The following is a 22,535-nucleotide window of genomic DNA, read 5'->3' as shown; positions in this document are numbered from 1 at the left end:
ATATTAGTAAATAATTCGCAAAAGAGGTTAAGAAATGAAACTGCTTGTTGTCGGTTCGGGTGGTCGTGAACATGCCATTGCTAAGAAGTTGCTGGAGTCTAACGGTGTTGAAAAGGTCTTTGTAGCTCCTGGGAATGACGGGATGACTCTGGATGGTCTGGAATTGGTAAATATTTCTATTTCCGAACATTCTAAATTGATTGAGTTTGCAAAAGCCAACGATATTGCTTGGTCCTTCATTGGTCCAGATGACGCCCTTGCGGCTGGGATTGTGGATGAGTTCAATGCAGCTGGTCTCAAAGCCTTTGGTCCAACAAGATTAGCAGCGGAGCTGGAGTGGTCCAAGGATTTTGCCAAGGAAATCATGGTCAAATACGGCGTTCCGACAGCAGCCTACGGCACATTTTCAGATTTCGAGGAGGCCAAGGCCTATATCGAGGAGAAAGGCGCTCCTATCGTTGTCAAGGCGGATGGATTGGCTCTTGGGAAAGGTGTCGTCGTTGCCGAGACAGTCGAGCAAGCAGTAGAAGCCGCTCACGAGATGCTCTTGGACAATAAATTTGGTGACTCAGGTGCGCGTGTGGTCATCGAGGAATTCCTTGACGGAGAAGAGTTCTCTCTCTTTGCCTTTGTCAATGGGGACAAGTTCTACATCATGCCAACGGCTCAGGACCATAAACGTGCCTATGACGGCGACAAGGGCCCTAACACGGGTGGTATGGGAGCTTATGCGCCAGTTCCTCACTTGCCACAGAGCGTGGTTGATACGGCGGTTGAGACTATTGTCAAGCCAGTTCTTAAAGGAATGATAAAAGAAGGTCGTCCGTATCTTGGTGTCCTTTACGCAGGGCTTATTTTGACTGCTGACGGTCCGAAGGTTATAGAGTTTAACGCTCGATTTGGAGATCCCGAAACTCAGATTATCTTGCCTCGTTTGACATCTGACTTTGCGCAAAATATCACGGATATTCTCGATGGCAAGGAGCCAAACATCACGTGGACGGACAAGGGTGTGACTCTGGGTGTGGTTGTCGCATCCCAGGGCTACCCGCTAGACTATGAAAAAGGTGTTAAGCTTCCATCCAAGACCGAAGGCGACATTATCACCTACTATGCTGGAGCTAAGTTTGCGGAAAATAGCAGAGCGCTGCTATCAAATGGTGGACGTGTCTATATGCTCGTCACCACAGCAGATACCGTCAAAGAAGCCCAAGAAACCATCTACCAAGAACTCTCCCAACAAAAAACAGAAGGCCTCTTTTACCGAACAGATATCGGAAGCAAGGCCATAAAAGATTAACAGACATATTTGCCATGGCGAGCGAAAGCGAGCCACTACATTAGACGATTATTAAAAAGAAAAATAAAAATTCACAAAATACGTTAATGGTCGTATGGTTTGCGAGCATTAGCGAGCTAATATAGAGCAATCACCGCCGTTGTGAAAGAAGGCTTGGCTTTGTTAGCCAAGCCTTCAGGGAAATCGGAAGACCTTGGGCTTCCGATTTAGGCATGAGACACCTTTGGTGGCCGCTGCCGTCCCTCACAACCTAAGGTGATTGAAAAAAGAAAGGAAAGAAAAGGGAAAATTATGACTAAACCAATTATTTCCATCATCATGGGCTCAAAATCCGACTGGGCAACCATGCAAAAAACCGCCGAAGTCCTAGACCGTTTCGGTGTAGCCTACGAAAAGAAAGTTGTTTCTGCCCACCGCACACCAGACCTCATGTTCAGACATGCCGAAGAAGCTCGTAGCCGTGGCATCAAGGTCATTATTGCAGGTGCTGGAGGCGCAGCCCATTTGCCAGGTATGGTAGCTGCCAAAACAACCCTTCCAGTCATTGGTGTGCCCGTCAAATCACGTGCTCTTAGTGGCGTGGACTCGCTCTACTCTATCGTACAGATGCCGGGCGGTGTGCCTGTAGCGACAATGGCTATCGGTGAAGCAGGTGCGACCAATGCGGCTCTCTTTGCCCTCCGTCTCCTTTCAGTAGAGGATCAGGCTATCGCGACAGCTTTGGCAGATTTTGCAGAAGAACAAGGAAAAATCGCAGAGGAGTCAACAAATGAGCTCATCTAAAACAATTGGAATTATCGGTGGTGGTCAGCTTGGTCAGATGATGGCCATTTCTGCTATCTACATGGGGCACAAGGTTATCGCGCTGGATCCTGCGGCGGATTGTCCAGCTTCTCGTGTGGCGGAAATCATAGTGGCGCCTTATAACGATGTGGATGCCCTTCGTCAGTTGGCGGAGCGTTGCGATGTCCTAACCTATGAGTTTGAAAATGTCGATGCCAACGGTTTGGATGCTGTTATCAAGGATGGTCAGCTTCCTCAAGGAACAGACCTGCTTCGCATCTCCCAAAATCGCATTTTTGAAAAGGACTTCCTCTCAAACAAGGCTCAAGTCACTGTGGCACCCTACAAGGTTGTGACCTCAAGTCAAGACTTGGCAGATATGGACCTGTCGAAAAACTATGTCCTCAAAACTGCGACTGGTGGCTACGATGGTCATGGGCAAAAGGTCATTCGTGCAGAAGAAGACTTGGAAGAAGCCTATGCGCTGGCTGATTCTGCAAACTGTGTTTTGGAAGAATTTGTCAACTTTGACCTTGAAATCTCTGTTATCGTGTCAGGGAATGGCAAGGATGTGACAGTTTTCCCAGTTCAGGAAAATATCCACCGCAATAACATTCTTTCGAAAACCATCGTGCCAGCTCGCATTTCGGATAGTCTAGCTGAAAAAGCCAAAGTTATGGCAGTGCGAATCGCAGAACAGCTTAAACTGTCTGGAACCCTTTGCGTGGAAATGTTTGCGACAGCTGATGATATCATTGTCAATGAGATTGCCCCCCGCCCCCACAACTCTGGGCACTATTCAATCGAAGCCTGCGACTTCTCACAGTTTGACACACATATCCTAGGTGTTCTCGGAGCACCATTGCCAGCTATCAAATTGCATGCGCCTGCAGTCATGCTCAACGTCCTCGGCCAACACGTTGAGGCTGCTGAAAAGTATGTCGCAGAAAATCCAAGCGCCCACTTCCACCTGTATGGTAAAATAGAAGCGAAGCACAACCGCAAGATGGGGCATGTGACTTTGTTTAGTGATACGCCGGATGAGGTTGGAGATTTTTAAAAATTCAAGTCCTTAATAAAGATTCAAATGCATGTTTACATCAGTTATTAAATAGACTCCTAAAATTGATATTGAAAATAGAATGTTTAATAATCAATATAGGCATGTAACAAATTAATATAAGCTTAATTTTCTAGTATAAACAAATATAATTTATGAATTATCAATATGCAGGATTTAGAAAGGATATTTAATGCAGTATGGTTATAATTAAAGATTCAAAATTTAAAAAAGTAGACTTAGATATAGATTTTACTGATGTTGATTTTAGAACAATTGATCCAAAATGTATGTCAGGTTACCAATTGGAAGTCGTTGAAGAAGAGATTCTAAAAAAGTTCAAATTGTTTATTAGTAATGTTAATTCTAGCGATTCATTTTTTACTTATTATAGAGGTACTCGATTAAAGCATATTTATCCAGATGTAAGTTATATTTTAGAAAATGGATTGAATAAATTCTTTATTGTTGGGGATAAAGGAGTTGATTTTATTAAAAATCAACTTGGGGATAGTCAAAATCAAATACTCTCAGAACAATTTAGTAATGAGGAGTACTTATTGAATGAAATTAAAACAAAAATAAATATTGATGAGTTCTTTTTACCCTCAGATAAAAAGATGAGGTTGAGGTTATTGCAAGCAATTGTTCATAATTGTGGGAAAGAAACTTTCTTTGATTTTAAATCTTATGTTTCCCATTATGTTTCAACTACAGTTGGAACTGGGAATTATAATATTGCAAAAAGCTTTATTGATAACGAAGGTTTTATTATTTTTGGATTTGAAAAAATCGGTAAATATTTTGTTAACTCGAAGGAGTTACAATTACTATTGACTCAGTCAGAAGAACATCAATATATCATTGATGTTGAGCAAGAAGTTATGATTGAGAATGTTTTGTGGCCTTCAAATATCTTTGGATTATTTTATATACATAATGATAAAAAGATGTTTATCATTAATCCTTGGTTGGTCGTGAAATTGCAACAAAGTGAAACTATGGAGATTGTTGCCAATGATTCTTTTGATCCTTTAATTTATGTAGATCAAAGAGATTTTGACAACCTTTATAAGGAATTAGGATATGGAGAATATATATTTAGGCCATATTGAGAAATAGATAATTAACTGAACTGATGCTAATTTTAGTTAAAAAAGAAAGGCACATGGCTACTTGTATTTTCTAAAACGAAATACAGTATTCGGATTTTATCAATTACTATGATTCAAATCATCGTTAATGCTTTTGTTGAAAAGGATAAGACTGGAGCGGTCGTCGAAGTCTTGTATGCTATTAGTGACCACGAAAAAGTGAAAGCAAAGTATGAAGAACTAGTTGCTCGAAATCCAGAAAACTATCTAGCAATTTATGATTTACCACTTGATACAGATTTGAATAGACTGGATCATTACCCATCTGTGTGGATTGGGAAAGAAGAATTTGAGTAAGGAGGAAGATTTGGAAGATACTATTTTTTATGACGACTTTTTTCATTACAGTGTAGTACTCAATACAGAGTTTATGACAGCAGCTGACTTTCTTTTTGATGGGCTAGAGAGTATGATTTACGTTACTTACTTCCAGTCTTATTCAGAATCTAAAATATTTAAAGCATATTATCAAATAGCTGTTGGTATTGAAAGAATTCAAAAAATAATATTAAATTTAGCATATAATCAGTTGGAGGGAGATAAGAAGCAGGAATTTAGTTCACAAATTGATAAAGCCTTCTATGGTCATAATCATGAGCAGTTGAATAATCTTCTGATTCAGTACATGGAAATTAAAACAAAATTACAAAAACAGGAAAATAAGTTTTTAAGTCAGTTAATGGAATTTTATTCAACTCATCGATATAGTAAATTTCAAAAAGACACTGAGCTTACTTCTTTATTTAAATTTCATACAGGTGAAAGTTTTCAAATGGACACGGAAAAATTTCATTGTCGATTGAATGAGATTTTTGATTCAGTTGAAAAAATACTATCATTTTATTTTGATATTTTGGATATTATACAATCAAAAGTGCGAAACTATTTAGGTGAGACTGGTACGGATACAAAGTTATTCATAATTTACAATTTTTCAAATGTACTGAAAAGTTTTTTTAAATTATTTATTTTAGCTAAGTTAGAATATAGAAATAGAACTTCAGATTTCTGTCCGCTTTATACAACTGTGGAGAAATCTTTGTCAAGTATTGATATTTACTTTGGTGGAAATGGTTCAACTGTAATATATGCGTTGTTTGATTACTATTATAGAACTGTTGAATCTCGAGATTGGCAAGATTTCGATTTTCCACTTCCTTTCAGAAATGGAGATAAGAGGAAATTAAAATTTCAATTAAGTGAATTAGATAAGATAGTAGCTTATTATGAAAACAGAAACCCAGATATATATAAGTTTTGGGGATTGTAGTCCCTTATTTATAAAGAAAAAGGAGAAACAACATGATCAACCGTTACTCTCGCCCTGAGATGGCGAACATTTGGAGTGAAGAAAATAAATACCGTGCTTGGCTTGAGGTGGAAATCTTGGCTGACGAGGCATGGGCTGAATTGGGGGAAATCCCTAAGGAAGATGTGGCTTTGATTCGCGAAAAGGCGGACTTTAACATTGACCGTATTTTGGAGATCGAGCAGGAGACGCGTCACGATGTGGTGGCTTTCACACGTGCAGTTTCTGAGACTCTTGGTGAAGAGCGCAAGTGGGTCCACTATGGTTTGACTTCTACCGACGTGGTAGATACAGCCTATGGTTACCTTTACAAGCAAGCCAACGACATCATCCGTCGGGACCTTGAAAACTTCACCAACATCATCGCTGACAAGGCTAAGGAGCATAAGTTCACTATCATGATGGGTCGTACCCACGGTGTGCACGCTGAGCCGACAACTTTTGGTCTTAAATTGGCGACTTGGTATAGCGAAATGAAACGTAACATCGAGCGTTTCGAGCATGCAGCTGCTGGTGTGGAAGCTGGTAAGATTTCGGGTGCGGTTGGGAACTTCGCTAACATCCCACCATTCGTTGAAAAATACGTCTGCGATAAATTGGGTATCCGTGCTCAAGAAATTTCTACACAGGTCCTTCCTCGTGACCTTCACGCTGAGTACTTTGCAGTTCTTGCCAGCATCGCGACTTCAATCGAGCGTATGGCAACGGAAATCCGTGGTTTGCAAAAGTCTGAACAACGTGAAGTGGAAGAGTTCTTTGCTAAAGGTCAAAAAGGTTCTTCAGCGATGCCTCACAAACGCAACCCTATCGGTTCTGAGAACATGACAGGTCTGGCGCGTGTTATCCGTGGTCACATGGTAACAGCTTATGAAAACGTAGCTCTCTGGCACGAACGTGATATTTCTCACTCATCAGCTGAGCGTATCATCACACCGGACACGACCATTTTGATTGACTACATGCTCAACCGTTTTGGAAATATCGTCAAGAACTTGACGGTCTTCCCAGAAAATATGATCCGCAACATGAACTCGACTTTTGGTCTTATCTTTAGCCAACGTGCGATGTTGACCTTGATTGAAAAAGGTATGACACGTGAGCAAGCCTATGACTTGGTGCAACCAAAAACAGCTCAATCATGGGATAACCAAGTAGACTTCAAACCACTCCTTGAAGCAGATCCAGAAGTGACTTCACGCCTCACTCAAGAAGAAATCGATGAAATCTTCAACCCTGCATACTACACCAAACGGGTGGATGAGATCTTTGAACGTATCGGACTTGGTAATTAATCATAAAACAAAAAAGCGAGATTCAATCTCGCTTTTTTCTATTCTCTTAGAAGAATCTTAGTCTTCTTTTCTCTTAGTCAGTCCGTAGGCTGCTAGTGTGGCCATGAGGCCTGCTGCGACCAAGCCTGCAGAGTCTTGACTTCCTGTTGCAGGGAGTTGTTTTTCATCTGCTTTGGCAGTAGTTGGTGCAGTTTGCTCAGCTTTCTCAACGGCAGTGCCGACTTCGACCACCTGAGCGACCGCTTCCTGTGTTACCACGCTATTGACAAGCGTTCTTTCTTCTTTTCCATCAGCACTAGTGCTCACAGAGTAGAAGGCAGTACGGTGGCCGTTGGCTCCTTTAGTAACAACTTGCGTTTGTCCTTTTGGTAATTGAGGATTTTCACGTGTCACAGTAGTGAATGGAATTTCTTCCTCTTGGATATCCAGTCTTGGTTTTGTTTCTGCGGCTGGAGCAAGACCGTGTTCGTCCCCTTTGTGCGTAATAGGGGTGCCGATTTCAACCACTTGGGTCACAGGTTCTTTGGTTACTTGGCTATCTAGTACCGTTTCTGTTTGTTTCCCATTTTCAGTAAGGACAGAGATGTAATGAGTGCGTTCGCCCTCTATACCTGGTGTGATGATCTTTTCCTGACCGGCTGGGAGGTTCGGATTTTCCTTCTTGATGACCTCAAATGGAATCTTTTCTGCTCTTGTGATGAGTTCCGGTTTGGTTTCAACATTGGCAGCTAGTTCGTTTTCATCGAGGCTTCCTGAGTGGGTTGCCGCTGGTTTAAGGCTTAGGCGGGCTGCTTTGAGCTTGGCTACGAGAGCGTCTAACTCGGCTTGTTTGTTACGGTTGAGGTTGTAGTTGAGAGCTTCTTTCGCTGCATTTAGGGCCTCCAAGCTTTCCTTGCTGTATCCATCCAAGTTTGCAGGGATTTGAGCAAGTTCCTCACGGAGGGCATTGTAGTTAGCGCGGAAGTAGTCTTTATTATTGTCTGCAAAGGCAGTCATGAGTTCAAAGATTTCTTCTTCCTTGTACTCAGCACTTGGTCTGTCTGCCCAGATAGCAAGCATGCTTCCGACGGTTGGAAGGTCTACCTCAGGATATTTGGTAGATGCAAGCTGGTTAAATGGTGTTTTTTTAGTATTTTCAATTGCTTTTTTGAGGAAACCACCACCATCTTCAGGTTTCTGGCCGAGAATGTAGTACCAGTCTCCGTTGGTGTTAAGGAATTTGTAGCCTTTGCTTGCCAGGTACTGAGGAGATGCAAGGTTGTAACCCCACCATCCCTTAGACCAGTAAGAGATGATGACATCCTTGTCAAACTCAACATCATCCTTGTCCTCGTAGTAGAAACCATCGTTGAAGGCCATTGGTTGAAGGCCTCTTTCTTTGGCCATAGCAGCAAGAGTGTTAGAGTACTCAGCAAACTTGCCATAGAGTCCATACCATTTGAGGTAGTACCAGCCTTGCGCGTTGGTAGCATCATTGGCATATTCGTCTGTACCGTAGTTGAAGATCTTAGTTTTGCCTGCAAAGAAGTCCATGTACTTGCCGATGAGGGCTTTGACAAAGTTCATGGCTTCTTCGTTTTCAAGGTCCATGGTTGTTTTGGAGACCTTGTCAAAGTAGGCTTGAGGATTTTGGATACCTAATTTTTCCATAGCGACAAGCATGGCATCCATGTGACCTGGGCTGTTGATTGCTGGAATTAGTCCAAGACCTTTTGATTTTGCGTACTCGATCAATTCAGTGATTTCAGCTTGACTAAGAGTGGTACCATTTGGATCATCGTAGTAAGCTTTTGTTCCTTCTATGATAGCCTTCTTGACATCATCGCTTGCATAAGTTTTTCCGTTAGCTGTGATGGTCATGTCATCAAGGAGGAAGCGAAGTCCATCGTTTCCTAGGAGAAGATGCACATCAGAGTAGCCGAGCTCGCTCGCTTTGTCTACGATACGTTTGAGTTGGTCGAGCGTGAAGTACTTACGTCCAGCATCGATAGAGATTACTTTGTTCTTGGCAAGCTTTTCAACTTCGCGTTTCGCGTCTTCTTCTTTTTGAGCTTCTGGTGTGAAGGTCAAATTGCTTACAGCTTCTTGGAGTTTTGCGATTGCTTGGTCAATGGTGTCTTGTTGGGCACGGCTGAGGTTGCTATCGAGTGAGCGAATAGCTTTTTCAGCTTCTTTTACAGCTGCGACACTTTCTGCAGTATAGCGGTTAAGGTCTGTTGGTACTTCTTTCAGAGCTTGCTCAGCAGACTCATAGTCAGCTGCGAAGTATTCAGCATTGGCATTTGCGAAGCTACGCATGAGTTTGAAGAGGCGTGATGGTGAATAGCGTGCAGATGGGGTATCCGCCCAAGCAGCTACCATACCCCCGATGAACGGGATAGTAGCCCCATCAGATTTTGGTACAGAAGTGATTGGAGTGTTCTTGATTCCATTGAGTCCTTGGTCCAGGTTGTACCAGCCTTGGCCGTCGGCATTTCGACCGAGAACATAGTACCAAGCATCGTTGGTATTAAGAATTTGGTGGCCTTTTTCAACTAGAAGTTTAGAAGAAGCGACGTCGTATCCGCCCCATCCACCAGTCCACATAGAAACGATGATATCTTTGTCAAAAGTACCAGAACTAGTATCACTATTGTAGTAAATGCCATCGTTGAAAGCCATTGGCTTAAGACCGTGAGATTTGACGATGTGAGCAAGATCATTAGCGTAAGTGATAAATTTACTATATTTTCCTTGTGTTTGAAGGACAGTCCAACCTTTAGCGTTTGTAGCATCATTAGCATACTCGTCTAGCCCGATGTTGAAGATGTCAGATTTGCCAGCGAAGTAAGCTGCATACTTGTCGATCAGGGCTTTGGTAAACTCAACAGCTTCTTTGTTATCCAGGTCAACAGTACGAGCAGATTCTTTTCCCAAGTAGTTGAAATTCGGTTTTTGGATGCCTAGTTCTTTCATAGCATGCAAAATCGCATCCATGTGCCCAGGGCTATTAACGGTTGGGATTAGTCCGATACCTTTATCTTTGGCATAGTTAATCAAGTCCGTCATCTGGCTCTCTGTCAAGTGGTTGCCATTTGGATCCTTGTAGTAGGCATCAGTTCCATTTTCGAGCGCACGTTTGACATCATCACTTGCATAGGTTTTGCCATTGGCTTTGATGGTCATGTCGTCCAACATGAAACGCATGCCATCGTTTCCAACTAGTAAATGAAGATCCGTGTAGCCGTAGTGTTTGGCTTTGTCGATGATTTCTTTTAGTTGGTCTGGAGAGAAGTACTTGCGTCCAGCATCAATTGAGATCATTTTTCTTTTAGCCAGTTTTTCATTCACCTGAGTTGCTCGTTCCGTGCTAGGAGTGGCTACTGCAGGTGTGACGGCTTCATTTTTCTTTTCTGAAGAAGTACTTTCGGTAGGAGTTTCAGCTGGGGCAGGGCTTTCTTTCTCGGCAGTAGGAGTTGGAGTAGCATTTTCTGTCACAACTGGTGCAGTTGTTTCTTCTGTTTTTGGAGCAACTGTTCGAGGAGCCTCCTGGTCTTCTTTGACCTCCTCTTTTACAGGTTTGTCAGCCTTTTCTTCCAGTTTTTCTGGGACCTTGGAGTCTACAGCTTCTTTGACTGCTTGGGGACTCTCCTGAATCGTTTGGACAGTTTCTTCAGCTGTTGGAGCTGGAGTAATCCCGTCGGCAGATACGACTTGTGCGCTAAAAGCAAATCCTATAAGTACAGAAGCTGTCCCAACCGCGTATTTACGGATGGAGAAGCGCTGTTTCTTTTCTAGTTTCATGATAAAACCTCCTTGTTATTATCATATATGATAGCGTTTACATAAAACCAATTTTATTTTATTATCTAAGGAGTAAAATGTCAAGTGGGTTTATATAAGAACTATAATAAATAGAGGAAATCATAAGATTTAGGAGAAATTTGCTAATAAGGGATAAAACAGAGGAAAAACCAAACGAAAATTTAACTTGTTTTTAGTAAAAATGCTACTAATTAAATAAGAGCCCTTCATAGCGTTTTCACAACTTCTTTCTCGTGCTATAATGAATAGAGAAAAAGCCTGAGCTAGGCTCAGGCTTTTTCTTAATGACCTCGATTGCATGAGATGAATTTGATTTTGTAGTAGTCCGCTCGCTTATAAGTTTCACTATAGGCAAGGACTTGGCCAGTGGCCTCAAGTTTTGTAGTCTTCGTTTGGAAGACAGTTGGGAATTGTGTATCGATTCCGAGTACAGAAGCAGCATGCTCTGGTGTTGGGAATGCGATTTCGTTGATTTCCTCAAAATGTTCATCACTCATGTGAATGCGGTAATCCAATTTGAAACGTGTATAGATAGAGCTATAATAGTCAAGATTTGGATAGTTGGCATTGATGTATTGCTCAGGAATATAAGATGTGTGGTAGATGTATGTCACGTCATTTGTCTGACGAATACGTTCAATCTTATAGTAGAATTGATCTCCACGTAGTCCAAGTTTCTCTAAATATTCAAGTTTGTTTCCGCGCTCGATAGAAAGGACAGTAACTTTATCGTCTTTTGTTTCAAAGACTTCAACATCTGAAAACTCAACGAGTTTGTGCTTGCGGGCACGTGAAACGAAAGTACCTTTACCTTGTTGGCGGACAATGTAGCCGTCTTTAGCAAGGTCATTCAAGGCACGAACAACTGTGATTGAACTCACATCGTACATTGCGATCAATTCGGCTTCTGTATAAAATTTATCTCCACTTGCAAATTGACCAGAGATGATTTTGTTTTTTAATTCATCTTTAATATATTGGTATTTAGGAATAGCCATAAATTTCACCTCGATTCTCTTTCTCCAATTTTGATTTTACCACAAATATAAAGAAAAGAGTAGTATTAAGGTCAAAAAATTAAAATAATAGACTAAAAATGTTATTTTACATGTAAAAAAATTCATTTGATGTTCTTGTGAATTATCATACATAAAAAGATCGTTTTCATGCTATTTTTAGATAATTTCGGTAAACGGTAAGTAAAAAAATAGAAAAATTTTAAATAATTTTCTAAAACCTATTGACAAATGCAAAAGATTTGATTATAGTTAATATTATAATAAATGAAAGCGCAAACTTAATTCGTCAGAGGTAATAACATGACCAGATTTAAAATTGAGGACGATTTCTATTTAGACGAAAAACCGTTCAAGATTTTGTCCGGCGCCATTCATTATTTTAGGATTCCAGCAGAGGATTGGTATCATTCTCTCTATAACTTAAAGGCGCTTGGCTTTAATACAGTCGAGACCTATGTGGCTTGGAATTTACACGAACCTGTTGAAGGGGAGTTTGATTTTGAAGGTGCCAGAAATTTGGAGAGATTTCTTCAAATTGCACAAGATCTAGGTCTCTATGCCATTGTACGCCCGTCTCCATTTATCTGTGCGGAATGGGAATTTGGTGGCTTGCCGGCTTGGCTCTTGACAAAGGACATGCGAATTCGCTCGTCCGACCCGGCCTACATCGAGGCTGTTGCTCGCTATTATGACCAATTATTGCCAAGGCTTGTGCCTCGCTTGTTGGATAATGGTGGAAACATTCTTATGATGCAAGTCGAAAATGAATATGGCTCTTATGGAGAAGACAAGTCTTATCTACGAGCAATTCGGAAATTGATGGAAGACCGAGGGATTGATTGCCCACTCTTTACTTCAGATGGTCCATGGAGGGCTACTCTGAAAGCCGGAACCTTGATCGAAGACGATCTCTTTGTGACAGGAAACTTCGGTTCTAAAGCTCCGTACAACTTTTCACAGATGCAGGAATTCTTTGATGAGCATGGCAAGAAATGGCCCCTCATGTGTATGGAATTCTGGGATGGTTGGTTCAACCGTTGGAAAGAACCCATCATCACACGGGATCCTAAAGAATTGGCAGAAGCTGTTCGAGAGGTATTGGAGCAAGGCTCTATCAACCTCTACATGTTCCATGGAGGGACAAACTTTGGTTTCATGAATGGTTGCTCGGCTCGAGGGACTCTGGATTTGCCACAAGTCACATCTTACGACTATGACGCCCTTCTTGATGAAGAAGGAAATCCAACTGCTAAATACTTAGCAGTCAAGAAGATGATGGCAACACACTTCCCAGAGTATCCACAGTTGGAACCACTCTATAAGGAAAGCATGGAGATAGGGTCCATTCCATTGGTCGAAAAAGTTTCCTTGTTTGAAACTCTGGATAGTCTCTCTAGTCCTACTGAAAGCCTCTATCCAAAAGCGATGGAAGAACTTGGTCAAAGTTATGGCTACCTTCTCTACCGCACGGAGGCAAGTTGGGATGCAGAAGAGGAACGCCTCCGTATCATCGATGGACGTGACCGAGCTCAACTCTTTGTAGATGGTCAATGGATTGCTACTCAATACCAGACAGAGATTGGTGAAGATATCTACTGTCAAGGCAACCGAGAAGGCTTTTCAGAGATTGACATCTTGATCGAAAATATGGGGCGTGTCAACTACGGTCATAAGTTCTTGGCAGATACGCAACGTAAAGGAATTCGTACAGGTGTCTGCAAGGATCTACATTTCTTACTGAATTGGAAACAATATCCACTACCACTGGATAATCCTGAGAAGATTGATTTTTCAAAAGGATGGACAGAAGGACAACCAGCCTTTTACGCTTTCGACTTTACGGTCGAAGAGCCGAAGGATACCTACTTAGACTTGTCTGAGTTTGGTAAGGGAGTTGCCTTTGTCAACGGGCGTCACCTAGGGCGTTTCTGGAACGTCGGCCCGACCCTCTCACTTTATATCCCTCATAGTTATCTCAAGGAAGGTGCTAACCGCATCATTATCTTTGAAACTGAGGGCGAATATAAAGAAGAGATTCGTTTAACTCGTAAACCTACACTAAAACACATAAAGGGGGAAAACTTATGACAATTGTAGGATGCCGTATCGATGGACGTTTGATCCACGGTCAAGTAGCCAATCTTTGGGCTGGAAAACTAAATGTTTCACGCATTATGGTTGTAGACGACGAAGTTGTTAACAACGATATTGAAAAGAGTGGTTTGAAACTTGCGACACCACCAGGTGTGAAACTCAGTATCTTGCCAGTTGAGAAAGCAGCAGCAAATATCCTTGCTGGTAAATACGATAGCCAACGTCTCTTTATCGTTGCACGTAAACCAGACCGTTTCCTTGGTTTGGTCGAAGCAGGTGTACCGCTTGAAACACTCAACGTCGGCAATATGTCTCAAACACCAGAAACTCGCTCTATCACACGTTCTATCAACGTGGTAGACAAGGATGTGGAAGATTTCCACAAACTAGCAGAAAAAGGTGTGAAACTCACTGCTCAAATGGTTCCAAATGATCCAGTTTCAGACTTTTTGAGCTTATTAAAATAGGAAAAAATTTTTAGGAGGTCATTGTTATGATACAATGGTGGCAAATTTTACTTCTCACTTTGTACTCAGCTTATCAAATCTGTGATGAGTTGACAATCGTTTCATCTGCAGGTTCCCCTGTATTCGCTGGTTTCATTACTGGTTTGATCATGGGAGATGTGACAACTGGTTTGTTTATCGGTGGTAGCTTGCAGTTGTTCGTTCTCGGGGTTGGTACCTTCGGTGGTGCTTCTCGTATTGACGCAACTTCTGGTGCGGTTCTTGCAACAGCATTCTCTATCTCTCAAGGTATTGATACAGATCTTGCGATTACAACAATCGCTGTACCAGTAGCAGCACTTTTGACATACTTCGACGTTCTTGGACGTATGACAACTACTTTCTTTGCACACCGTATTGATGCTGCGATCGAACGCTTTGACTACAAAGGTATCGAACGTAACTATCTACTTGGTGCGCTTCCATGGGCTCTTTCTCGTGCCCTTCCAGTATTCTTCGCTCTTGCTTTTGGTGGAGAATTCGTACAAGGTGTTGTAAACCTTGTTAAAGAATACCAATGGGTTGCAGATGGTTTGACACTTGCAGGTCGTATGCTTCCAGGTCTCGGATTTGCAATCTTGCTTCGTTACCTTCCAGTTAAACGTAACCTTCACTACCTTGCAATGGGATTCGGTTTGACAGCTATGTTGACTGTTCTTTACTCATATGTAACAGGTCTTGGTGGAGCTGTTGCGGGTATCCTTGGTACTCTTCCTGCTGATGTTGCTGAAAAGATTGGCTTTGCTAACAACTTCAAAGGATTGTCTATGATCGGTATCTCTATCGTAGGTATCTTCCTTGCAGTTGTTCACTTTAAGAACAGCCAAAAAGTAGCTGTAGCAGCACCTTCTACACCATCAGAAAGTGGGGAAATTGAAGATGACGAATTCTAATTACAAATTAACAAAAGAAGATTTTAATCAAATCAACAAACGTAGCTTGTTCACTTTCCAATTGGGATGGAACTACGAGCGTATGCAAGCATCAGGTTACCTTTACATGATCTTGCCACAATTGCGTAAAATGTATGGGGATGGAACTCCTGAATTGAAAGAAATGATGAAAGTTCATACTCAATTCTTCAATACTTCACCATTCTTCCACACAATTATCGCTGGTTTTGACCTTGCCATGGAAGAAAAAGATGGTGTGGGTTCAAAAGATGCCGTTAACGGTATCAAGACAGGTTTGATGGGACCATTCGCTCCTCTTGGAGATACTATCTTTGGTTCACTTGTACCTGCTATCATGGGATCTATCGCAGCAACTATGGCTATCGCTGGCCAACCATGGGGTATCTTCCTTTGGATCGCAGTTGCAGTTGCATATGACATCTTCCGTTGGAAACAATTGGAATTTGCCTACAAAGAAGGGGTTAACCTTATCAACAACATGCAAAGTACCTTGACAGCTTTGATTGATGCTGCATCTGTACTTGGTGTCTTCATGATGGGTGCTCTTGTAGCAACAATGATCAACTTTGACATTTCTTACAAATTGCCAATCGGTGAAAAGATGATTGACTTCCAAGACATCTTGAACTCAATCTTCCCACGCTTGCTCCCAGCAATCTTTACTGCCTTTATCTTCTGGTTGCTTGGTAAGAAAGGTATGAACTCTACTAAAGCGATCGGTATCATTATCGTTCTTGCAGTAGGTCTTTCATTCATCGGTAAATTCTTGCTTGGAATGGGCGCATAATTTATGAGTAAGTCATTAATTTTGGTGAGTCATGGTCGTTTCTGTGAAGAACTTAAAGGTAGCACAGAAATGATCATGGGTCCACAGGACAACATTCATGCAGTGGCTCTTCTTCCAGAAGATGGTCCAGAAGAATTTACTGCAAAATTTGAAGCTGCTATCGAAGGGTTGGATGATTTCCTAGTCTTTGCGGACCTTCTCGGCGGAACACCTTGTAACGTGGTAAGCCGTTTGATTATGGAAGGCCGCGACATTGAACTCTACGCAGGGATGAATCTTCCAATGGTGATTGAATTTATCAATGCCAGCCTTACAGGTGCAGATGCGGACTACAAGAGCCGTGCTGCAGAAAGCATTGTGAAAGTCAATGATTTGTTAGCAGGCTTCGATGATGACGAAGATGAATAATACTCTTCGAAAATCAAATTCAAACCACGTCAGCGTCGCCTTGCCGTACTCAAGTACAGCCTGCGGCTAGCTTCCTAGTTTGCTCTTTGATTTTCATTGAGTATAAGATGTGACAACGTGAAAATCGTTAGAACAGCTTGTATAGAATATACATGGGAATGGGAGTCACTCCCATTCCCATATTTTCAATAGGAATGAAACAACAATAGATTAGAGGAACTCTATGCTAAATTACACAAAAGAAGAATTACTTGAACTGGGTGCAGAAATCACGACTCGTGAGATCTACCAACAGCCTGATGTATGGAAAGAGGCTTTTGAAGCCTATCAAGCAAAACGAGAAGAAATTGTAGCCTTCCTACAAGGAATCGCTGATAAGCATGACTATATCAAGGTCATCTTGACGGGTGCTGGTACTTCTGCTTATGTGGGAGATACCTTGGTGCCTTACTTTAAGGAAGTCTATGACGAACGTAAATGGAATTTCAATGCCATTGCGACAACTGATATTGTTGCCAATCCAGAAACTTATTTGAAAAAAGATGTGGCGACTGTCCTTGTTTCCTTTGCTCGTAGTGGGAATTCACCTGAAAGTGTGGCGGCGGTTGATTTGGCCAAAGCCTTGGTTGATGACCTCTATCAAGTGACCATTACATGTGCTGCAGATGGTAAATTGGCTCTTCAAGCTCATGGCGATGAGCGCAATCTTTTGATCTTGCAACCAGCTGCTTCCAATGACGCTGGATTTGCCATGACTTCTAGCTTTACATCTATGATGCTAACAGCTCTCTTGGTCTTTGATCCTACAGAATTTGCTGTGAAAGCTGAACGTTTTGAAGTTGTTTCTAGCCTTGCTCGTAAGATTCTAGACAATGCAGCAGATGTTAAAGAGCTGGTTGACCTTGACTTTAACCGTGTTATCTACCTGGGCGCTGGTCCTTTCTTTGGGCTTGCTCATGAAGCTCAGCTCAAGATTTTGGAACTAACAGCTGGTCAAGTTGCGACCATGTATGAAAGCCCAGTTGGCTTCCGTCACGGTCCAAAATCTCTTATCAATGAAGATACAGTTGTTTTGGTCTTTGGCACAACGACAGACTACACTCGCAAGTACGACTTGGACTTAGTTCGTGAAGTGGCTGGTGATCACATTGCTCGTCGTGTTGTGCTTTTGAGTGATCAAGCCTTTGGTCTTGAAAATGTCAAAGAAGTAGCCCTTGGCTGTGGCGGTGTTTTGAACGATATTTACCGTGTCTTCCCTTACATCGTTTATGCTCAACTCTTTGCCCTATTGACTTCACTCAAGGTAGAAAATAAACCAGATACACCATCTCCTACTGGCACTGTAAACCGTGTGGTACAAGGTGTGATCATTCATGAATATCAAAAATAAGGAAGTGTCTATGAGTAAATTACAATTAAGTCCCAATAAAGTAGCTTGCTTGCAAAAACTCTCTGACGAGAACGGCATTATCTCAGCTCTTGCCTTTGACCAACGTGGTGCTTTAAAACGCCTCATGGCTCAATACCAAACAGAAGAGCCAACAGTAGCTCAAATGGAAGAACTTAAAGTATTGGTTGCAGATGAATTGACAAAATACGCATCCTCTATGCTTCTCGACCCTGAGTATGGTCTCCCAGCTACAAAAGCGCTTGCTCCAAATGCTGGTCTTCTCCTTGCTTATGAGAAAACTGGCTACGATACAACTAGCACTAAACGCTTGCCTGACTGCTTGGATGTTTGGTCTGCCAAACGCATCAAAGAACAAGGTGCAGACGCTGTTAAGTTCTTGCTTTACTATGACGTAGACAGCTCTGACGAACTCAACCAAGAAAAACAAGCCTACATCGAACGTATTGGTTCTGAGTGTGTGGCGGAAGACATTCCATTCTTCCTTGAAATCTTGGCTTACGATGAAAAAATTGCTGACGCAGGTTCTGCAGAATACGCTAAAGTAAAACCTCACAAGGTTATCGGTGCCATGAAGGTCTTCTCAGACCCACGATTCAACATCGATGTCTTGAAAGTGGAAGTTCCAGTCAATGTCAAATACGTTGAAGGTTTTGGCGATGGTGAAATCGTGTATACTCGTGAAGAAGCAGCAGCCTTCTTCAAAGCACAAGATGAAGCAACTAACTTGCCATACATCTACTTGAGTGCGGGAGTGTCAGCTAAACTTTTCCAAGAAACTCTTGTCTTTGCCCACGAATCAGGCGCAAACTTCAATGGAGTTCTTTGTGGCCGTGCAACCTGGGCTGGATCAGTTGAAGCCTATATCAAAGACGGTGAAGCAGCAGCTCGTGAATGGTTACGCACAACTGGATTTGAGAACATTGATGAACTCAACAAAGTTCTCCAAACCACAGCGACTTCATGGACTGAACGTGTGGAAGCATAAAACAAATATAGAAGAATCCTTTTTTGTTAAGAAGTTACTTAAGGTTTTCTGACAAAGGATTCTGAAAATAAAAACTACAACCATAGATGGTGAATACACTCTCTATGGTTTGTTTACTTAAGAGAAATGAGTCAAAGGAGAGAAGAATGAAAGCATACACAGAACGTGTATTTGGAAATCATGAGGGCAAGGATGTCTTCGCCTATCGCTTTGAGACTGACAGTGGCTACCAACTAGAAATTATGACCTATGGTGCGACCATCTTGCGCTATGTCACACCTGACAAGGCTGGAAACTTTGCCAATGTGATTTTGGGCTTTGATGATTTTGATAGCTATGTAGGCAATAGTCCCAAACATGGAGCAAGTGTAGGTCCTGTAGCGGGCCGTATTGCAGGTGCGACATTTGAGCTCAATGGGCAGACCTATGTTCTTGAAGTCAATAATGCTAGCAACTGTAACCACAGTGGTTCAACAGGTTGGGATTCGAGCTTGTTTGAATTGGTCGAGGTGAGCGACCATGGCTTGACTCTCTACACCGAGCGTACAGATGGGACAGGAGGATTTCCTGGTAATCTCAAGATTTGGATTAGCTACCACTTGGAAGAAACTGGTGCCTACGAAGTCAGCTATAAGGTGACGACCGATCAGGATACGCTGGTCAATCCAACTAATCACAGCTACTTCAACTTGTCTGGTGATTTCACGCAGACAGTTGACCGCCATGTCTTCCAACTAAACACGGAGGGCATTTACCCAATCGCTCCGGACGGTGTGCCAGCAAAAACTCCAGATGCCACTCGTGATGTTGTTAAACACATCTACAATGGTGCTTTGCTCAAGGATATCTTTGCAGAGGAAGATGAGCAAATCCAGTTGGTATCTGGTTTGGATCACCCATTTGCTCTTCCTGCAGGTCATGACAATGCTGGTTTCCTTTATGACCAAAACTCAGGTCGTTTCCTGCTTTTCAAGACAGAGGCCCCTTGCTTTGTGGTCTACACAGCAAACTTTGTGGATGAGAGTGTCATCATAGCTGGTCAGCCAATGGTGCAGCACAATGGAATTGCTCTTGAAGCGCAGGCTTTACCAGATGCCATTCACAGTGACTTTAAAGACCAAGTCATTCTCAAAGCAGGGCAAACCTTTACCAGCAAAACTCGCTACGAGCTTGTTGTTAAATAAAAAGAAGAGCTGGTTTCCAGCTCTTTTGAGTTGTCTTCGTTGACATTTTATCTCAATAGTGTATAATTGATGTAATCGATGAAGTTACAACAAAAAGGAGAAACCTTATGACTTACGCATACCAAAGCCACATTTACCTAGCAGAGGCGGTTTTAAATGTCAAGGATTTGACGAGTCAAACGGCTTTTTATCATCAGATTATTGGCTTGGAGATTTTATCGCAAACGGAGACAGAAGCGATTTTGGGACTTGGTCGAAAAGCCTTGGTTCACTTGATTCAGGCAGAAAAGGCTGGCGAAGTAAGGGAGCATTATGGGCTCTATCATTTGGCGATTTTGTTGCCGACACGAAAAGCCTTGGCAGATGTCTTGAAACACCTAAGTGATTTACGCATTCCTCTGGTCGGAGGTGCGGATCATGGATACAGTGAGGCTCTTTATCTGGAGGATTTAGAAGGAAATGGCATTGAACTCTACCGTGATAAGCCAGTGTCTTCATGGGATATTCGAGAAGACGGCCGCATTATCGGTGTGACAGAGGCCCTTGCGGCACAGGACATTTATGAGTTAGGGGAAAAGGTAGATCCCTTTCTCCTAGCTGAAGGGACGAGAATGGGGCATATCCATCTATCGGTTAAGGATAGCCGCACGGCGAGTCAGTTTTATCAAAAAGTGTTAGGGCTAGAGGATAAATTTAGTATTCCTAGTGCCAGTTGGATAGCAGCTGGGAAGTACCATCATCATTTAGCAGTCAATGAATGGGGAGGAAAAAATCTGGCTTCGCGTAAGCAAGGCTTACTAGGTTTAGCCTACTACGTCCTTGAGGTCGAAAACAAGGAAGAGCTCCTAGCCATCGTTAAGCAAGCACAAGAGCTAGAGGCACCGATCAAATGGCTAAATTCGAGTGAACTGGATCTTGTAGACCCAGATGGGATTGTGACCCGCATTCGCTTGGCACGATGAGACGAGGAAAACACATCATTTACTTTAGAGACATAGAAAAAGGCGGATAAGCTCGCATTCTGTTTTTAGAATGCGGACTTGTTCGCTTTTTATGAAATGACGAAAGCTTTCTTGGCTCTGGCAAAGGCATCGGTCGAGGATATTTTACCTTTTCTAGGGGTTCATGCTATAATACTAATAATCTTTTCTTTCTCTAGGAAGGCAAATGCCCAAAATCAGTAGACTGCTTGCAATCGTTGTCACGATGATTTTAAGAGAAAGTAGAACTTTGTTTGAACATCCGTATTGAGTTTAGGAGACAGGAAATAGATGGACACAAGTGTAAAAAATTTAATCAGTATGGGCCCTCTGGAGGACTATTTTATTTATTATGATCTGAGGAATCAAGTATTCTATGAAGTAAAACAAGGCATGAATTATTCAGCCATTGCAGCTCCTATTGCAGTCTTTTCCTTGCAACGGCTGTCGAAGTTGCTCAACCAAACCTTTGGAGATGTCTCCTCACCTTTCAATCTGCTTTTCTTTATCTTGATGTCTCTGTTTTTGATTTTCGGAACAATTCTTCTTGCCAAATCTACCCGACGTAAAATGAAGACAGATAGATTTAGAAAAGTTCGGTTAACAAAAGCCAATATTAAAACACTTAGAAGAAAATCTAGATGGACAGTCCTAGTTGAGGTTTTTTGTTTTCTCATGATTCTGTTTTCCATCTATCGTTATTTTACCTACTCTGATTTTCTGTTCTTGATGATGTATATGTTAGGGATTTTTTCACTTGTTTATATTGTCTATGAATTTCAGATGAAAACGCGCAAACGACTGTTCAAAGAGCTGATAGAGACATTACAGGACGATAGCCGAGGAAAAGAGGGAGAAATGTGAGATGAGAAAAATCATTTATATAGGCCAAGGAAACCAGCAATCCGTCTACTATAATACAAGGACGAGAGAGGCTTTAGCGACAGAATCTAGTACCTCGTCAGACACCGAAGGTGCCATCAGTTCAAAGAAATCCAAGTGGCCTTGGGTTGTCTTCTTTGCTTTCTTGCTAGTTGCTATCATCAGTATTTGGATTCGTTCCTTGATAGCGCCCTTTAGATTGAGTGAGTGGATGGTTCCAATCCATCTAGCCGCTATCCTTTTCGTTTTTATCGGAAGTGTTTATGGATTTGAAAAACTTTTTTACAGTGGGGCCAAGTCGCTTGTCCCAGCAAGTGAAGAGCAGTTTAAAGAAGCAGTTGAAAGTAGTAAATTTTGGAAAAAGTCTCCAGATAAGGAACCAACAGTCGATAAAATCATCTTGTATCTATTTGTTATCCTCGTTCTTCTATTTGTTTTTGTTATTGTTGTGTTCTTTGCCATACCTGGGACCTTCATTCCCTACTATGAACATGAATGGTTTGAACCGTCGATGTTCATGGTGCCAATCGGAGCAACGATCGTCCCAATTAGCGTGGTTCTTCTACTATTTCAAAACAATCCAATCCGCTGGCTCTTAGCCGTACGAAAATACAAGCAGGGGAAAGTATTATTTAGGGAAGAGAAGAACTAGAAACACGAGAG

Annotated in this window: 20 protein-coding genes and 1 pseudogene; 19 read left to right on the top strand and 2 right to left on the bottom strand. The window is 42.0% G+C overall.

The window, feature by feature from the left end; translation table 11 throughout:
* The first annotated feature begins 34 nt into the window (after nt 1-34).
* The 8 genes and pseudogenes from purD (at nt 35) to purB (ending at nt 6,898) form a co-directional block, all read left to right on the top strand.
* Nucleotides 35-1,300, top strand: coding sequence for a phosphoribosylamine--glycine ligase (purD, locus tag D8844_RS08705; protein WP_125423453.1), 1,266 nt, complete (start codon nt 35-37; stop codon nt 1,298-1,300).
* A gap of 166 nt (nt 1,301-1,466) precedes the next feature.
* A pseudogene (locus D8844_RS10585) lies at nt 1,467-1,559 on the top strand (phosphoribosylaminoimidazole carboxylase); the annotation flags it as partial.
* A gap of 32 nt (nt 1,560-1,591) precedes the next feature.
* Entirely contained in the window at nt 1,592-2,083 is a 492-nt protein-coding gene (gene purE / locus D8844_RS08700) for a 5-(carboxyamino)imidazole ribonucleotide mutase (RefSeq protein WP_000165491.1), read from the top strand.
* Complete coding sequence (gene purK, locus D8844_RS08695; RefSeq protein WP_260467551.1) at nt 2,070-3,143, top strand: 5-(carboxyamino)imidazole ribonucleotide synthase; 1,074 nt, start codon at nt 2,070-2,072, stop codon at nt 3,141-3,143. Before purE ends, purK begins: the two co-directional genes overlap by 14 nt.
* Nucleotides 3,144-3,343: 200 nt before the next feature.
* The gene (locus D8844_RS08690; RefSeq protein WP_125423447.1) at nt 3,344-4,258 is read left to right on the top strand and encodes a hypothetical protein; all 915 of its coding nucleotides are present in this window, start codon (nt 3,344-3,346) and stop codon (nt 4,256-4,258) included.
* Nucleotides 4,259-4,366: 108 nt separating this feature from the next.
* Nucleotides 4,367-4,594 carry a phosphoribosylaminoimidazole carboxylase gene (locus tag D8844_RS08685; RefSeq protein ID WP_125423444.1) on the top strand — a complete coding sequence of 76 codons (228 nt, stop codon included), beginning with the start codon at nt 4,367-4,369 and terminating at the stop codon, nt 4,592-4,594.
* A gap of 10 nt (nt 4,595-4,604) precedes the next feature.
* Complete coding sequence (locus D8844_RS08680) at nt 4,605-5,567, top strand: hypothetical protein (RefSeq protein ID WP_125423441.1); 963 nt, start codon at nt 4,605-4,607, stop codon at nt 5,565-5,567.
* 32 nt (nt 5,568-5,599) lie between these two features.
* Nucleotides 5,600-6,898 carry an adenylosuccinate lyase gene (gene purB / locus D8844_RS08675; protein WP_084849070.1) on the top strand — a complete coding sequence of 433 codons (1,299 nt, stop codon included), beginning with the start codon at nt 5,600-5,602 and terminating at the stop codon, nt 6,896-6,898.
* Nucleotides 6,899-6,955: 57 nt separating this feature from the next.
* On the opposite strand, the gene strH is transcribed toward purB, so the two are convergent.
* Both strH and agaR read right to left on the bottom strand, forming a co-directional pair.
* Entirely contained in the window at nt 6,956-10,681 is a 3,726-nt protein-coding gene (gene strH, locus D8844_RS08670) for an LPXTG-anchored beta-N-acetylhexosaminidase StrH (RefSeq protein ID WP_125423438.1), read from the bottom strand.
* A gap of 302 nt (nt 10,682-10,983) precedes the next feature.
* Entirely contained in the window at nt 10,984-11,700 is a 717-nt protein-coding gene (gene agaR, locus D8844_RS08665) for a transcriptional regulator AgaR (RefSeq protein ID WP_125423435.1), read from the bottom strand.
* A 321-nt stretch (nt 11,701-12,021) separates the two neighbouring features.
* Here agaR and D8844_RS08660 point away from each other — a divergent pair, with 321 nt between their 5' ends.
* The 11 genes from D8844_RS08660 (at nt 12,022) to D8844_RS08605 (ending at nt 22,524) form a co-directional block, all read left to right on the top strand.
* On the top strand, nt 12,022-13,809 hold the full coding sequence (locus D8844_RS08660; RefSeq protein ID WP_125423432.1) for a glycoside hydrolase family 35 protein: 1,788 nt from the start codon (nt 12,022-12,024) through the stop codon (nt 13,807-13,809).
* Nucleotides 13,806-14,282, top strand: a complete 477-nt coding sequence (locus tag D8844_RS08655; RefSeq protein ID WP_000156968.1) for a PTS sugar transporter subunit IIB — start codon at nt 13,806-13,808, stop codon at nt 14,280-14,282. The genes D8844_RS08660 and D8844_RS08655 overlap by 4 nt, the downstream gene beginning before the upstream one ends.
* Before the next feature lie 26 nt (nt 14,283-14,308).
* The gene (locus D8844_RS08650) at nt 14,309-15,214 is read left to right on the top strand and encodes a PTS mannose/fructose/sorbose/N-acetylgalactosamine transporter subunit IIC (RefSeq protein WP_070567959.1); all 906 of its coding nucleotides are present in this window, start codon (nt 14,309-14,311) and stop codon (nt 15,212-15,214) included.
* Entirely contained in the window at nt 15,201-16,022 is an 822-nt protein-coding gene (locus tag D8844_RS08645) for a PTS system mannose/fructose/sorbose family transporter subunit IID (protein ID WP_000185284.1), read from the top strand. The genes D8844_RS08650 and D8844_RS08645 overlap by 14 nt, the downstream gene beginning before the upstream one ends.
* A gap of 3 nt (nt 16,023-16,025) precedes the next feature.
* Nucleotides 16,026-16,430 carry a PTS sugar transporter subunit IIA gene (locus tag D8844_RS08640; protein ID WP_000045700.1) on the top strand — a complete coding sequence of 135 codons (405 nt, stop codon included), beginning with the start codon at nt 16,026-16,028 and terminating at the stop codon, nt 16,428-16,430.
* Nucleotides 16,431-16,653: 223 nt separating this feature from the next.
* The gene (locus D8844_RS08630; RefSeq protein ID WP_125423429.1) at nt 16,654-17,820 is read left to right on the top strand and encodes an SIS domain-containing protein; all 1,167 of its coding nucleotides are present in this window, start codon (nt 16,654-16,656) and stop codon (nt 17,818-17,820) included.
* Between the two features lie 10 nt (nt 17,821-17,830).
* Nucleotides 17,831-18,826 (top strand): tagatose-bisphosphate aldolase, encoded by a 996-nt coding sequence (lacD, locus tag D8844_RS08625; protein WP_125423426.1) that lies wholly within the window; start codon nt 17,831-17,833, stop codon nt 18,824-18,826.
* A 146-nt stretch (nt 18,827-18,972) separates the two neighbouring features.
* On the top strand, nt 18,973-20,010 hold the full coding sequence (locus D8844_RS08620) for an aldose epimerase family protein (protein ID WP_125423423.1): 1,038 nt from the start codon (nt 18,973-18,975) through the stop codon (nt 20,008-20,010).
* A gap of 107 nt (nt 20,011-20,117) precedes the next feature.
* Nucleotides 20,118-20,972, top strand: a complete 855-nt coding sequence (locus tag D8844_RS08615) for a VOC family protein (protein WP_125423420.1) — start codon at nt 20,118-20,120, stop codon at nt 20,970-20,972.
* A gap of 309 nt (nt 20,973-21,281) precedes the next feature.
* Nucleotides 21,282-21,854 carry a hypothetical protein gene (locus tag D8844_RS08610; protein ID WP_125423417.1) on the top strand — a complete coding sequence of 191 codons (573 nt, stop codon included), beginning with the start codon at nt 21,282-21,284 and terminating at the stop codon, nt 21,852-21,854.
* A gap of 1 nt (nt 21,855) precedes the next feature.
* Complete coding sequence (locus D8844_RS08605; RefSeq protein ID WP_125423414.1) at nt 21,856-22,524, top strand: hypothetical protein; 669 nt, start codon at nt 21,856-21,858, stop codon at nt 22,522-22,524.
* Nucleotides 22,525-22,535 lie beyond the last annotated feature (11 nt).

This window comes from Streptococcus oralis (genome assembly GCF_003942875.1).
GTDB lineage: Bacteria > Bacillota > Bacilli > Lactobacillales > Streptococcaceae > Streptococcus > Streptococcus oralis_BX.
Note: the sequence above shows the minus strand (reverse complement) of the source record. Positions and strands in the feature narration are given on the sequence as shown.